Source organism: Streptomyces sp. NPDC042100 (genome assembly GCF_055582325.1).
On the sequence record NZ_JBVJDK010000011.1, the window covers coordinates 57,249 to 71,382 of the forward strand.

The following is a 14,134-nucleotide window of genomic DNA, read 5'->3' on the forward strand; positions in this document are numbered from 1 at the left end:
GGGGGCGGGGGCGCGGGCAGGGGCGCGGAAAAGCCCCCGCCCGGGACCCGAAGGTCCGGACGGGGGCTCCGTCGAGCGGTCGGTCAGGCCAGCAGGCCCGGGATGGGCGCCTCGTGCGCCGTCCGCAGCTCCTCCAGGGAGAGCGTGAACTCGCCCTGCACCTCGACCGCGTCGCCGTCGACCACGCCGATCCGGGTGGCCGGCAGGCCCCGCGCGCCGCACATGTCGGTGAAGCGGAGCTCCTCGCTGCGCGGGACGGACACGACCGCGCGGCCGGCCGACTCGCTGAAGAGGAAGGTGAACGCGTCCAGGCCCTCGGGCACGACCAGGCGCGCGCCGTTGCCGCCGCGCAGGCAGGACTCGACGACCGACTGGACCAGACCGCCGTCGGACAGGTCGTGGGCCGCGTCGATCATGCCGTCGCGGGACGCCGAGATCAGGATCTCGCCGAGCAGCTTCTCCCGGTCGAGGTCCACGGCCGGCGGCAGACCGCCGAGGTGCTGGTGGATCACCTCGGACCAGGCCGAACCGCCGAACTCCTCCTTGGTGTCGCCCAGCACGTAGAGGAGCTGGCCCTCTTCCGCGAAGGCGATCGGGGTGCGGCGGTTGACGTCGTCGATCACACCGAGGACGGCCACGACGGGCGTCGGGTGGATGGCCACGTCACCGGTCTGGTTGTACAGCGACACGTTGCCGCCGGTGACCGGGGTGCCCAGCTGGAGGCAGCCGTCCGCGAGACCACGGGTGGCCTCGGCGAACTGCCACATCACGGCCGGGTCCTCGGGCGAGCCGAAGTTCAGGCAGTCCGAGATCGCGAGCGGCTTGGCGCCGGAGGCGGCGACGTTGCGGTACGCCTCCGCCAGCGCGAGCTGCGCGCCCGTGTACGGGTCGAGCTTGGCGTACCGGCCGTTGCCGTCGGTCGCCATGGCCACGCCGAGGTTGGTCTCCTCGTCGATGCGGACCATGCCGGCGTCCTCGGGCTGCGCGAGCACCGTGTTGCCCTGCACGAAGCGGTCGTACTGGTCGGTGATCCAGGACTTCGACGCCTGGTTCGGCGACGAGACCAGCTTCAGGACCTGGTCCTTCAGCTCGGCGCCGTCCTGCGGCCGCGGCAGCTTGCCGGCGTCGTCGGCCTGGAGCGCGTCCTGCCACTCCGGGCGCGCGAACGGGCGGTGGTAGACCGGGCCCTCGTGCGCGACGGTGCGCGGCGGGACGTCGACGATCTGCTCGCCGTGCCAGAAGATCTCCAGCCGCTCGCCCTCGGTGACCTCACCGATGACGACCGCGATGACGTCCCACTTCTCGCAGATCTCCAGGAAGCGGTCGACGTGCTCGGGCTCGACGATCGCGCACATGCGCTCCTGCGACTCGCTCATGAGGATCTCCTCGGGCGAGAGCGTCGCGTCGCGCAGGTGGACCAGGTCGAGGTCCACGCGCATGCCGCCGGAACCGGCCGAGGCCAGCTCGGAGGTGGCGCAGGAGAGCCCGGCGCCGCCGAGGTCCTGAATGCCGGCGACCAGCTTCTCCTGGAAGATCTCCAGGGTGCACTCGATGAGGAGCTTCTCCTGGAAGGGGTCGCCGACCTGGACGGCGGGGCGCTTGGTGGGCTTGGTGTCGTCGAAGGTCTCGGACGCGAGGACCGAGACGCCGCCGATGCCGTCGCCGCCGGTGCGGGCGCCGTAGAGGATCACCTTGTTGCCGGGGCCGGAGGCCTTGGCCAGGTGGATGTCCTCGTGCTTCATGACGCCGATGCAGCCGGCGTTGACCAGGGGGTTGCCCTGGTAGCAGGAGTCGAAGACGACCTCGCCGCCGATGTTCGGCAGGCCGAGGCAGTTGCCGTAGCCGCCGATGCCCGCGACCACACCGGGCAGCACGCGCCGGGTGTCGGGGTGGTCCGCGGCGCCGAAGCGCAGCGGGTCGACGACGGCGACCGGGCGGGCGCCCATGGCGAGGATGTCGCGGACGATGCCGCCGACGCCGGTGGCCGCGCCCTGGTAGGGCTCGATGTAGCTGGGGTGGTTGTGCGACTCGACCTTGAAGGTGACCGCGTAGCCCTGGCCGACGTCGACGACACCCGCGTTCTCGCCGATGCCGACGAGCATGGCGTCGTTCTCGGGGACCTTCTCGCCGAACTGCTTCAGGTGGACCTTGCTGCTCTTGTACGAGCAGTGCTCGGACCACATGACGGAGTACATGGCGAGCTCGGCGCCGGTGGGACGGCGGCCGAGGATCTCGCGGATGCGCTCGTACTCGTCCTGCTTGAGGCCGAGTTCCTTCCAGGGCTGCTCGACGTCGGGCGTCTCGGTCGCGTGCTTGACCGTGTCCAGAGTCATCAGGCGTTGACCAGCTTCTTGAGGATCGAGGTGAAGAACCCGAGGCCGTCCGTCTTGCCGGTGCCGATCAGCGGCTCGACGGCGTGCTCCGGGTGCGGCATGAGGCCGACCACGTTGCCCGCGGCGTTGGTGATGCCGGCGATGTCGCGGAGCGAGCCGTTGGGGTTCACGTCGAGGTAGCGGAAGGCCACCCGCCCCTCGGCCTCCAGCTCGTCGAGCGTGCGCTCGTCGGCGACGTACCGGCCGTCCATGTTCTTGAGCGGGACCTCGATCTCCTGGCCCTGGACGTAGTCCGAGGTCCAGGCGGTCTCCGCGTTCTCCACCCGCAGCTTCTGGTCGCGGCAGATGAAGTGGAGGTGGTTGTTGCGCAGCATGGCGCCCGGCAGCAGGTGGGCCTCGGTGAGGATCTGGAAGCCGTTGCAGATGCCGAGGACGGGCATGCCCGCCTTCGCCTGCTCGATGATCGACTCCATCACCGGGGAGAAGCGCGAGATGGCGCCGGCCCGCAGGTAGTCGCCGTAGGAGAAGCCACCGGCCAGGACCACGGCGTCGACCTGCTTGAGGTCCTTGTCGCGGTGCCACAGCGAGACGGGCTCGGCGCCCGCGAGGCGGGCGGCGCGCAGCGCGTCCCGGTCGTCGAGCGTTCCGGGGAACGTGACGACGCCGATGCGTGCGGTCACGACTCCACCTTCACGGTGAAGTCTTCGATCACGGTGTTGGCAAGGAAGGTTTCGGCCATCTCATGGATGCGGGCGAGGGCGGCTTCGTCGACCGGTCCCTCCACCTCCAGCTCGAAGCGCTTTCCCTGGCGGACGTCGGCGATGCCCTCGAATCCAAGGCGGGGCAGTGCACGCTGCACCGCCTGTCCCTGGGGGTCGAGGATCTCCGGCTTGAGCATGACGTCGACTACGACGCGTGCCACTGGCACTCCCGGTGGTGTGTTGCGTGGGCGGTTCCCTCAGCGTACCTGCCTCCAAATTCTACGCGGGTAGAAGTCTGAAGGATCCTACAAAGAGGCCCCAAACGCCGCCCCGATGAATTCAAGCGGAATATCACCCGCCGACCGGGACACGCGGAAACAATTGACTGGGCTTCACAATGCGCCACCCATCGCTGTACAAAGGGAATGCAGCAAGAAAACCCGACGTGCGCAGTCGGGCGCGGACGAGCACCAGACCAGCGCAGTATTGCCCCTAGGAGCCCCGTCACCCCCGGCATCACCGCACGTCAAGGCAGTGATGAACGACGGGACGGCACAGCGCTCCACAGGAAAGGACCGATATCCGTGGCTCAGCGTGTGGTGGTCACCCTCTCCGACGACATCGACGGCGGAGAAGCGGCAGAAACGGTCGCGTTCGGCCTGGACGGGAAGATGTACGAGATCGACCTGAATCCCGCCAATGCAAAGAAACTGCGCAAGGCGCTCGCGCCCTACCTGGCCGCCGGCCGCAAGCTGACCGGCAGGACCGCCGGCGCCGCGCGCCCGCTGCCGGAGGGTGGCTACAAACACACCGCGCTCGCCCCGGCCCCGGCCGCGGTCCGCGCCTGGGCGCAGTCCAACAAGATGGAGGTGCCCGCCCGGGGCCGCATCCCGAAGCGGGTCTACGAGGCCTTCCGCGCGGCGGGCTGACGAGGCGTCGGACCTCGATTTGCATCCCACCCCCCATGATCCGCTAGAGTCTGGAGCACGCCGAGGGGCGAGGCCGAAAGGCCCCGGACCTCACGCAGCGTGCGGGTGTAGTTCAGTAGCAGAACAGCCCCCTTCCAGGGGGAAGGCGCAGTGTGCAATCCCTGTCACCCGCTCTGCATCGCGTTACCGAGCACTCCGGTGCATCAGGTAGAGTGGTGCTCGCGCCGCCCGGTGAAAGCCGAGCGGAGGCAATGCGGACGTGGCTCAGTTGGTAGAGCATCACCTTGCCAAGGTGAGGGTCGCGAGTTCGAATCTCGTCGTCCGCTCAGGGAGCGAAGGCCCCCGGTTCATCGAACCGGGGGCCTTCGTCGTGCGCCCCGCCCACACGTCTGTGGCCACCCCCACAGCACGGGCCCCGGAAAACCGTGTCATCGACACCCGGAACATTGGGTATAGTTAGCAGCGCGCTACGGCGCATGCGGACGTGGCTCAGTTGGTAGAGCATCACCTTGCCAAGGTGAGGGTCGCGAGTTCGAATCTCGTCGTCCGCTCCATGAAGAAGCCCCCGGTCGAATCGACCGGGGGCTTTCTCGTTCCCCTACCTGCCCCTGCCCGCCGCTACCAGGACGTCCCGGTCAGCCGCTCGTACGCCTCGATGTACTTGGCGCGGGTCGCGTCCACGATCTCCTGCGGCAGCGCCGGCGGCGGCTGCTCGCTCTTGCGGTCCCAGCCCGAGGCCGGCGAGGTCAGCCAGTCCCGCACGAACTGCTTGTCGTACGAGGGCTGGGCGCGGCCCGGCTGCCACGTGTCGGCCGGCCAGAAGCGGGACGAGTCCGGGGTGAGGACCTCGTCCGCGAGGACCAGCGTCTCCCCCGCGAAGCCGAACTCGAACTTGGTGTCCGCCAGGATGACGCCCCGCTCCCGCGCGATGTCACGGGCCCGGCCGTACACGTCGAGCGTCGTCCGGCGCAGCAGCGCCGCCGTCTCGGCGCCGACCTGGCGGGCGACCTCCTCGTACGAGACGTTCTCGTCGTGGTCGCCGACCGCCGCCTTGGTCGCCGGGGTGAAGATCGGGGCGGGCAGCTCGGAGCCGTCCGACAGGCCCTCGGGCAGCGCGAGGCCGCAGACCGTCCGGGACTGCTCGTACTCGACGAGGCCGGACCCGGTCAGATAGCCGCGGGCGACGCACTCGACCGGGACCATCTCCAGCGACGTGCAGACCAGCGTGCGGCCCTCCCAGTCGGCGGGGGCGCCGACGGGCAGCTCGGTGGAGAGGACGTGGTTCGGGACCAGGTCGGCGAGCAGGTCGAACCACCACAGCGAGAGCCTGGTGAGGACCCGGCCCTTGTCGGGGATCTCGGTGGGCAGCACCCAGTCGTACGCGGACATGCGGTCGCTCGCCACCATCACGAGCCGGCCCGCCTCGTCGCGGTACAGGTCGCGGACCTTGCCCGTGTGGAGATGGGTGAGGCCCGGGACCTGGACGGGCTCGGGCTTTTCTACGAATCCGGACACGGTTCCTCCGCGTAGGTTGATCCAGGAGCGTGTCCGATTCTCTCGCACATCCGGCCGGAGCCGGGCGCCGGGCCCTGTGACGTGCCCCTCCGGCGCCCGGGCGCGGGTCCCGGCGGGGCTCCGGGCACGGCTCCGGGCGGTCAGTCGCGCTTGCAGATGCGGTCGAGGAGGTTCGCCGTGGCGCGCTGGACGCGGGCGTCCACGTGGCCCGGCCGGTCCAGCGCCGGGGACCAGGCGAAGGTGCCGGCGGCGAACACCCAGGCGCCCGACGGGGCCCGGTACAGGCTCGTCTCCTGGTGCCGCAGCGCCCCCTCGCTGTCCCGGTACGGCGAGTGCGCCAGCAGGATGCGGCCCTGGTGCTCGGGCAGCGGGGTGCGCGGGAAGTAGCGGTCCGCCTCGCCCGCGACCAGGCCCGGGATCTCGTCGCCCTCGCCCGCGCCGGTGGCCTCCCAGAGCCAGTGGTCCGCGTTCCGCACCACCAGCGGGTGCGGTTCGGGCACCCGCCCCGCGTACTGGATGCCCAGGAGCTGCTGCTCCGGCCGGTCCACCTCGCGCCACAGCGCCGGGCGGCCGGGCCCGCGCCGCTTGCGGCAGGTGAGCAGCCGGTCCGGGGCGCCGGACGGCGAGGGCCCCAACTCCACCTGCCAGTACATGGTGTTGGCGGAGAGGAAGACGAGCGACGTGCCCTGGTCGCGGGCGAGCTCGGCGGTCCGCCGCATGGGCACCGACCAGTACTCGTCGTGGCCCGGGAAGACCAGGCCCCGGTAGCGGCTCGGGTCCACCCGTCCCGCGTGCAGGTCGCGGGTCTCCGCGTACGCCAGGTCGTAGCCGTAGCGCTCGGCCCAGCGGATGAAGTCGTAGGCGTGGCCCACGTGCAGCGGCAGGCCCGCGCCCGCGTAGGGACGGTCGAAGGAGACGGTCACCGCCGCGTCCTCCTCACCGAGCAGCCGGCCCTCCTCGTCCCAGGCGTGGTAGAGGCTGGCGCCCGTCCGGCCGTCCTCCGGATAGAGGTTGTACGCCTGCCAGGTCACGTCCGGCAGCACGAGCAGCAGGTCCGCCGGGTGGCTGTCCCTGATCGTGAACGGGATGTGCGAGCGGTAGCCGCCGACCGTCGTCAGCACGGCGACATAGGCGCCGATCGACCAGTACGTGGGGACCTGGAGCCGCCAGGACTGCCACCAGTGGTGGCAGGAGACCGTCCGGTCGGCGGTCAGCGGGGCGGGCTGGACGATCCCGGACAGCCGGGGGCTCGTCTTGATCTTGGCGGCGCCGTCACCGCCGTAGTGACCGATCCGGTAGATGTCGACCGAGAACTGCTGCGGCGGGTCCACGGTGATGTGGAAATCGATCGCCTCGCCCGGCGCGACCGCGCCGCTGGAGACGAAGCCCTTGATCTGCCCGTGCACGTCGTCCGCGGTCCGCGGCCCGCCGAGCCCGCCGCGGGCCAGGGTCTCGTCGGCGTACCAGGGCACCATCTGACCGGTGTCGTCGAAATAGTTGTCGGAACCGCGCAGCCAGGGCAGCGGGCCCTGGCCGAAAGGATCCGAGACGGCATGGGCGAGCGCGCCCGATTCCCACCGCCTGATCTGCTCCGCCCCCATGCTGCGCCCCTCCCTCGACTCCCCCGGCCGGCTGGTCAGTGCCGCTGGATTCTGCCTCTGTCAGTGCCGGTCTCCAGCACATCACATAACGCACGCAGTCCGTCACCGTTCGTCGTGAATTGACGAGAGTGGAAGCCGGGACTCCGGTGTGGTTCGGCGGGCAAAGGCGCCGGTGGGGGCGGGTGGGGCGGGGACGGACGGGGGTGGGGTGGGGGTGGGGGCGGGGGTGGTGCGGGCAGGACGGGGAGGCCGGGCGGGGCCGCGTCGGCTGGGGGCGGGCGGGGCCGGCGGGCAGGGTGGGGTGGGTAGGCCCGGGACTGGCCGGGTGGGGTAGGCCCGCGGCCGGCCGGGTGGGGTAGGCCCGGGACTGGAACTGGCCGGGTGGGCCGCCGGGCGGGGCGGGCGGGCAGCCGGACGGGGCGGGCGCTCGGGGCCGGCGCACGGGGCCGGCGCTCGGGGCCGGGCGGGGCCGGCGCTCGGGGCCGGGGCGGGGCCGGCGCTCGGGGCCGGGCGGGGCCGGCGCTCGGGGCCGGGCGGGCGCTCCGGGCCGGGCAGGGCCGGACAGCGGGGTGCTCGGGGCGGGGCGGGGGCCGGACAGCGGGGGCTCGGGGCCGGGCGGGGCGGTCGGGGCCGGTGTCAGAGGAGCCGGACGGGCTTCTCCGGGCGCACGCCGGTCTTGGCGAGCCACGCGCGGAGCGGCTCCGGATCGCCGTCCTCGACGAGGGCGAGGACGGCGCCGTTGAGATCCGTGCTCCGCTTGCCGGCCACGAGCAGGGCGGGCCCGTCGAGCCAGTCGAGCCCGGGGGCCGCCTCCGTCGTGTCCACCGCCGCGCAGCAGACCATGGCCGCCACGTGGTCGGCGAGCAGGTCCCGTCCGGTGCGGGGCGGCTGGAGCGGGAACAGCGGCAGCGCGCCGTCGGGCCCCTCGGTCTCGGGCACGACGGGCCGCAGCCCCTCCTCCCGCGCCGCCTGGGCGGCGAGCGCGGCGGCGAGCACGTCGGCGGCGGGATTCCCGGCCACGTCCGGGACCTCGGCGTCCGGGACCTCGGCGTCCGGGACCTCGGCTTGCAGGACCTCGGCGGTCGGGTCCTCGGCGTGCGGGTCAGGCTCCGGCTGGTCCGGGCCCTCGGCGGTCGGGAGCTCGGCTTGCGGGACCTCGGCGTCCGGGTCCTCGGCGTCCGGGTCAGGCTCCGGCTGGTCCGGGGCCGGGTGGTCCAGGGCCGGCTGGTCCAGGGCCGGGTGGTCCGGGGTCGGCAGGGCCGGGCGGGGGCGGGGCCCGGTCGTGAGGTGGGCCATCACCCGGGACAGGGTCGGGCCGCCGTCCGGGGCGTCGGCCGACTCGGAGTCCGCCGTCGCGGAGCGGTGGGGCGCGGAGCCGTCGCCGAGGCGGTCGAGGACCTGGTGGAGGCGGGCCGCGTCGGCGCGCCACTTGCGGTCGACGACCTCCTCCGGATACTCGCTCCACTCCACCGGCGCCCAGTCCGGGCCGGGCTCGGCCGGGCCGCCGTGGAAGAGGCGGGCGGCGAGCAGCGAGGTGGCCGCGTCGACGGTGCCCGGCTGGTCCAGGAGGTCGCAGGCGGGGCGCTCGCCGAGCCGGGAGGCGAAGCCCTCGGCCAGCCGGTCGCGGCGGGAGAGCTCGGTGAGGGCGGAGACCACGCCCGCGTCCAGGCGCGCGGGCCAGCGGCCCATCCGCCAGGCGGGCAGCGCGACGCGGGTCAGCAGCCGGTCCCAGCCCGCGTACGCCAGGCCGACCTGCTCCTGGGCGACGATCCGTACCCCGTAGTCCACGGCCTGCGCGCGCTCCGAGCCGGCCGCGGCGACCCCGCGCTCCATCTCGGCGGCGTGGGTACGGCAGCCGATCAGCATGATCCGGGCGAGCCGGCCGACTCCGCGCGCGCCCAGTCGGCGGACCGGGTCGAGCCCGGGGCGCCGGGGCACGGCGACCGCCGCGTCCAGCCCTCGGACGAAACGGCGGGCGGCGGCTATGTCGGGGTGGGCGGCCGGTCCCGTACCGGCGACGACGGGGGCGAGGACCGCGCGGAGCTCGGCGACGCGCATCCACCAGAGGAAGGGCGAGCCGATGACGAGGACGGGCGCGTCGCCCGCGCGGTGGAGTCCGTGCGCCCGGTGGGAGCGGTCCTCCAGCCAGCTGTCGCAGTCCGGGGTCAGGGCTATCGCGGAGGGCGCGGGGACCCCGAGGCGGTCGGCGAGCTCGCGGACCATCCGGTAGAGGTCGGGGGCGGAGGTCTCGGCGAGCTCCACCGTCGGCGTCACGGCCGGGCGGGCCCGGGCGATGACGAGGGCGACGGCGGCCGCGACGAGGAGCACGACGACGGAGAGGACGCCGACGACCCAGCGGGCGGTGTCCCAGCCGGGCCCGGTGAAGTGGCCCGTGGCACCGCCCGCGTAGAGCACGACGGCGACGGCCGCGGGAAGGACCGCGGCCCCCATCGCCCTGCCGCGGACGCGGAGCACGGCCAGGGCGCGGACCCGCGCGGCGCGCGCGCCGAGCTCGTCGCCCAGCTCCGAACCGGATTCGGACACGCCGTCCATCACCCCCTCCTGCCCTCGTCGGGACTACCCGTGGCGGTGTTGCTCACTCCCCCACTGTGGCACCCGTCACCGACATCGCAATGCCGGTGGGCCAAGTGCCGGAACACCGCCGGAACGCTTTCGCCGCACCCTAGTTGGGGCGTCGGCGGGCGTCATCCAGACGGGCGAACCGTCACTCGATGGAATGGCTTTGGCTAAAGGTGATGGCGGCGGCACGGCCGTCCTGTTCCGCGCGGGGAACAGGGTGGCCGTGCCGGATTCCGTCCGGTGCGGCCTGGATCCGCCGCGCTCCGGTCCGTTCCGCTCAGGCGCCGGCGGCCTTGAGCGCGATGTCCGTACGGTGCTGGGAACCGTCAAGGCGGATGCGGCCGACTGCCGCGTACGCCCGCTCGCGGGCCTGCGCCAGGTCCGTACCGGTGGCGGTCACCGAGAGGACGCGTCCGCCGGCGCTGACGACGGCGTCGCCGTCGCGCCGGGTGCCCGCGTGCAGCACGTACGCCTCGGGGGCGTCCGTCGCCGCGACCTCGGCCAGGCCCTCGACCGGGTCGCCGGTGCGCGGGGTGTCGGGGTAGTTGTGCGAGGCGATGACCACGGTCACGGCGGCGTCGTCGCGCCAGGCCAGCGGCGGCTGGTCGGCCAGGGTGGCGTTGGCGGCGTTCAGCAGGACGCCCGCGAGCGGGGTGCGGAGGCGGGCCAGCACGACCTGGGTCTCCGGGTCGCCGAAGCGCGCGTTGAACTCGATCACCCGCACACCTCGGCTGGTGATCGCCAGGCCCGCGTACAGCAGTCCGGAGAAGGGGGTGCCTCGGCGGCGCAGCTCGTCGACGGTCGGCTGGAGGACCGTCGCCAGGACCTCGTCGACCAGCTTCGGGTCGGCCCAGGGCAGCGGCGAGTAGGCGCCCATGCCGCCGGTGTTCGGGCCCTCGTCGCCGTCGAGGGCCCGCTTGAAGTCCTGCGCGGGCTGGAGCGGGAGGACGGTGGTGCCGTCGGTGATGGCGAAGAGGGAGACCTCGGGGCCGTCCAGGAACTCCTCGATGACGACCCGGTCGCAGGCCAGCGCGTGCGCGCGGGCCGTGGCCAGGTCCTCGGTGACCACGACGCCCTTGCCGGCGGCGAGGCCGTCGTCCTTCACGACGTACGGAGCGCCGAAGGCGTCCAGCGCCTCGTCGATCTCCTCGGGGGTGGTGCACACGTAGCTGCGGGCGGTCGGGACGCCGGCCCCGGCCATGACGTCCTTGGCGAACGCCTTGGAGCCCTCCAGCTCCGCGGCCTCCCGGGACGGGCCGAAGACGGGGATGCCGGCGGCGCGCACGGCGTCGGCGACGCCCGCGACGAGCGGGGCCTCCGGGCCGACGACGACCAGTTCGGCGCCGAGCTCGGTGGCGAGGCGGGCGACGGCGTCGCCGTCGAGCTGGTCGACGGCGTGCAGCTCGGCGACCTCGGCGATTCCGGCGTTGCCGGGCGCGCAGTGCAGAGCGGTGACGTCGGGATCGAGGGAGAGGGAGCGGCACAGGGCGTGTTCGCGGGCGCCGCCGCCGATGACGAGGACCTTCACGTCAGCCAGGGTAGCCCGCGGCGCGCGGTGCCCCTTGTGCGGGCCACCGAGCGAGACGCCGCTACTCGTTCGTGTATTCCTCCAGGACCGTGGCGCCGAGCTCGCGCACGATCAGGTCGTGGCCGGAGAGCGCGGAGTCGACGAGGTCCGGGTCGTCCTCCTCCGGCACGTCGTCCTCGGGCGCGACGGGCGGCGGCGCCTGCGGGGTGTGTACGGGCGCGGGCGCGGGCGCGTGCTGCCGCGGGGCCTGGGCGGGTGCGGAGGCCGAGCCCGGCGCCGAGGCCGAAGCCGGGGCCGAGGAGTGCTGGACGGGGGGCGCGGCCTGGACGGGAGCGGGCGTGGGCGCCGCGGGAGCGCCGCCGAAGCCGCCGCCACCGCCGAAACCGCCGCCTCCGCCTCCGCCGAAGCCGCCGGAGGGGCCGCCGCCGGAGAAGCCACCGGTGGGCGGCTGGGCGGCGCCGCCGGAGGGGTCGATGATCGCCTCGATGCGCCAGTTCACGTGGAACTGCTCGGCGAGGGCGGCCTTCAGGACGTCCTCGCTGCCGCTGCTGGCGAAGTTGTCGCGGGCGCCGGCGTTGAGGAAGCCGAGCTGGAGGGTGGTGCCGTCGAAGCCCGCGACCTGGGCGTTCTGCGAGAGCAGGATCCAGGTGAAGCGGCGGCGGTTCTTGACCGCCTCCAGGATCTGCGGCCACATGTTCCGCACCTGGCCCGCGCCCGCGGCCATGCCGCCGGCGGCGGGCTGGGCCGGGGCCTGGGGCTGCGCCGGGGGCTGGGCCTGCGGCTGGGCGGGGGCCTGCACGGGCGCGGCGGCACCGGGCCAGGCGCCGGGCGCACCACCGCCGGGCCTGGCGGCCCCGGGCCAGGCCCCGGGCTGCGGCGCGGCGGCGGTCGGGGCGGCCTGCACGGGAGCGGCCGACTGCTGGAAGGCGGCGGGGGCGGGGGCGGGCTCGGCCGCCGGAACCGGCGCGACGGGCGGCGCGGCCTGCGCGGGAGCGGCCTGCACCGGAGCGGGCGCGGGCGCGGAAGCGGCGGGCATGGCGGGGGCGGGCGGCAGATGCGCCTCCGCCTGCGGCACGTACCCCATCTGCGGGGCGGGCGAGCTGGTGGTGAAGACGGGCGCGGGCCCGGCGGCGGCGCCGCGCTCCAGCCGGTCGAGCCGGGCCTGCAGCGAGCGCTCGTCGTCGAAGGCGGCGGGCAGCAGCACGCGCGCGCAGATGAGCTCCAGCTGGAGCCGGGGCGAGGTGGCGCCGCGCATCTCGGTCAGACCGGCGTTGACCAGGTCGGCGGCGCGGCTGAGCTCGGCGGAGCCGAAGACGGAGGCCTGGGCCTGCATCCGCTCGATGACGTCGACGGGGGCGTCGACGAGCCCCTTCTCCGCGGCGTCCGGGACGGCCGCGAGGATCACCAGGTCGCGCAGGCGCTCCAGGAGGTCGGCGACGAAGCGGCGGGGGTCGTTGCCGCCCTCGACGATCCGGTCGACGACCTCGAAGGCGGCGGCGCCGTCCCCTGCGGCGAAGGCCTCCACGACGGAGTCGAGCAGCGAGCCGTCCGTGTAGCCGAGCAGGGACGTCGCCATCGCGTACGTCACACCCGCCTCGGTCGCGCCGGCGAGGAGCTGGTCCATCACCGACATCGAGTCACGCACCGAACCGGCGCCGGCCCGCACGACCAGCGGCAGCACGCCGTCCTCGACGGGGATGCCCTCGCGCCCGCAGACGTCGCCCAGATACTCGCGCAGGGTGCCGGGCGGCACGAGCCGGAAGGGGTAGTGGTGGGTGCGCGACCGGATGGTGCCGATGACCTTCTCGGGCTCGGTGGTCGCGAAGATGAACTTGAGGTGCTCCGGCGGCTCCTCGACCACCTTCAGCAGGGCGTTGAAGCCCGCCGAGGTGACCATGTGCGCCTCGTCGATGATGTAGATCTTGTACCGGCTGGAGGCGGGCCCGAAGAAGGCCTTCTCCCGCAGGTCACGGGCGTCGTCCACACCACCGTGGGAGGCCGCGTCGATCTCGATGACGTCGATCGACCCCGGCCCGTTGCGCGCGAGGTCGCGGCAGGACTGGCACTCCCCGCACGGGGTGGGGGTGGGGCCCTGCTCGCAGTTCAGACAGCGGGCCAGGATCCGCGCGCTGGTCGTCTTGCCGCATCCGCGGGGGCCGCTGAACAGGTACGCGTGATTGACCCGGTTGTTCCGCAGCGCCTGCTGCAGCGGGTCGGTGACATGCTCCTGCCCGATGACCTCGGCGAAGGACTCGGGGCGGTAGCGGCGGTACAGCGCGAGAGACGACACGTATACGAGGTTATAGGCGCCCACCGACAACCCGGGCATGACGACCGCCCGGGAACGCAAGCGCCCCCCACGCACCCGCCAGAGCCGACCTACCCTTGCTGCCTTCCGGCCCTGGGGGAGTTCAGTCAGATAGCGCCACGTGAGGGGCTCCGCCCAGAGTACCCGATCCGAACCCCTCCCCCCGACCCCTCCCCCGACCCCTCCCTCCCCCTCTCCCCGACCCCTCCCTCGCCACCCCGTCGACCTGCCCTCTTCGACGACCCCCGCTCCGCATCGTGTGCGCGAGCACCCTCTCCGGTCATGTAATGTTCTCCACGGAGGATTCGCCTAGAGGCCTAGGGCGCACGCTTGGAAAGCGTGTTGGGGGCAACCCCTCACGAGTTCGAATCTCGTATCCTCCGCCAGCACCCAGCAGGGTGTACGAAGGTCCCGACCGCTCAGCGGCCGGGACCTTCGTCGTTTGTGGCACCAACCCCACGACAAGGCCCAGGTCGTGGCCCGCGCCCTCATCCGGGTCGACCGAGGCGCGGGGGCACCGGCGACATCCAATAGGGTGCCGTGGTGCATTCGATCCGTCCCTCGTTGGCGGGCGGCAAGCTCACCCGCAAGTTCGGTGATGTCTGGTCGTCCTGCGCCCCCGCCGCCTACCCCCCGCGC

General features: G+C 73.4%; 9 protein-coding genes, 4 tRNA genes and 1 other RNA gene. 5 read left to right on the forward strand and 9 right to left on the reverse strand.

Going from position 1 to position 14,134, the window contains the following annotated elements; all coding sequences use genetic code 11:
• Positions 1-83 precede the first annotated feature (83 nt).
• The 3 genes from purL to purS are packed head-to-tail and all read right to left on the reverse strand — an operon-like array spanning position 84 to position 3,255.
• Entirely contained in the window at positions 84-2,333 is a 2,250-nt protein-coding gene (purL, locus tag ACZ6J5_RS24385) for a phosphoribosylformylglycinamidine synthase subunit PurL (protein ID WP_469394831.1), read from the reverse strand.
• The gene (gene purQ, locus ACZ6J5_RS24390) at positions 2,333-3,013 is read right to left on the reverse strand and encodes a phosphoribosylformylglycinamidine synthase subunit PurQ (RefSeq protein ID WP_469394833.1); all 681 of its coding nucleotides are present in this window, start codon (positions 3,011-3,013) and stop codon (positions 2,333-2,335) included. The genes purL and purQ overlap by 1 nt, the downstream gene beginning before the upstream one ends.
• On the reverse strand, positions 3,010-3,255 hold the full coding sequence (gene purS, locus ACZ6J5_RS24395) for a phosphoribosylformylglycinamidine synthase subunit PurS (protein ID WP_046909015.1): 246 nt from the start codon (positions 3,253-3,255) through the stop codon (positions 3,010-3,012). The genes purQ and purS overlap by 4 nt, the downstream gene beginning before the upstream one ends.
• 363 nt (positions 3,256-3,618) lie before the next feature.
• On the opposite strand from purS, the gene ACZ6J5_RS24400 reads away from it, so the two are divergent.
• The 4 genes from ACZ6J5_RS24400 (at position 3,619) to ACZ6J5_RS24415 (ending at position 4,517) form a co-directional block, all read left to right on the forward strand.
• The gene (locus tag ACZ6J5_RS24400) at positions 3,619-3,963 is read left to right on the forward strand and encodes a histone-like nucleoid-structuring protein Lsr2 (protein ID WP_469394835.1); all 345 of its coding nucleotides are present in this window, start codon (positions 3,619-3,621) and stop codon (positions 3,961-3,963) included.
• 101 nt (positions 3,964-4,064) lie between these two features.
• A tRNA-Gly gene (locus tag ACZ6J5_RS24405) sits at positions 4,065-4,136 on the forward strand.
• 80 nt (positions 4,137-4,216) lie between these two features.
• Positions 4,217-4,289: transfer RNA gene (locus ACZ6J5_RS24410), tRNA-Gly, on the forward strand.
• Positions 4,290-4,441: 152 nt separating this feature from the next.
• Positions 4,442-4,517 (forward strand) — tRNA-Gly (locus ACZ6J5_RS24415).
• A gap of 64 nt (positions 4,518-4,581) precedes the next feature.
• Here ACZ6J5_RS24415 and ACZ6J5_RS24420 read toward each other — a convergent pair.
• The 6 genes from ACZ6J5_RS24420 to ffs all read right to left on the reverse strand — a co-directional run bounded on the left by ACZ6J5_RS24420 (position 4,582) and on the right by ffs (position 13,629).
• Positions 4,582-5,478 carry a phosphoribosylaminoimidazolesuccinocarboxamide synthase gene (locus tag ACZ6J5_RS24420; RefSeq protein WP_469394837.1) on the reverse strand — a complete coding sequence of 299 codons (897 nt, stop codon included), beginning with the start codon at positions 5,476-5,478 and terminating at the stop codon, positions 4,582-4,584.
• A gap of 140 nt (positions 5,479-5,618) precedes the next feature.
• Entirely contained in the window at positions 5,619-7,079 is a 1,461-nt protein-coding gene (locus ACZ6J5_RS24425) for a N,N-dimethylformamidase beta subunit family domain-containing protein (RefSeq protein ID WP_469394838.1), read from the reverse strand.
• A 636-nt stretch (positions 7,080-7,715) separates the two neighbouring features.
• Positions 7,716-9,632, reverse strand: coding sequence for a M48 family metalloprotease (locus ACZ6J5_RS24430; RefSeq protein WP_469394840.1), 1,917 nt, complete (start codon positions 9,630-9,632; stop codon positions 7,716-7,718).
• A gap of 304 nt (positions 9,633-9,936) precedes the next feature.
• Positions 9,937-11,187 (reverse strand): phosphoribosylamine--glycine ligase, encoded by a 1,251-nt coding sequence (gene purD, locus ACZ6J5_RS24435; RefSeq protein ID WP_469394842.1) that lies wholly within the window; start codon positions 11,185-11,187, stop codon positions 9,937-9,939.
• Between the two features lie 61 nt (positions 11,188-11,248).
• Positions 11,249-13,477 carry a DNA polymerase III subunit gamma and tau gene (locus ACZ6J5_RS24440; protein WP_469394844.1) on the reverse strand — a complete coding sequence of 743 codons (2,229 nt, stop codon included), beginning with the start codon at positions 13,475-13,477 and terminating at the stop codon, positions 11,249-11,251.
• 53 nt (positions 13,478-13,530) lie between these two features.
• Positions 13,531-13,629: signal recognition particle sRNA small type (gene ffs, locus ACZ6J5_RS24445), an RNA gene on the reverse strand.
• 164 nt (positions 13,630-13,793) lie between these two features.
• Between ffs and ACZ6J5_RS24450 the strand changes: the two genes are divergently transcribed.
• Positions 13,794-13,881, forward strand: a tRNA-Ser gene (locus ACZ6J5_RS24450).
• Positions 13,882-14,134 lie beyond the last annotated feature (253 nt).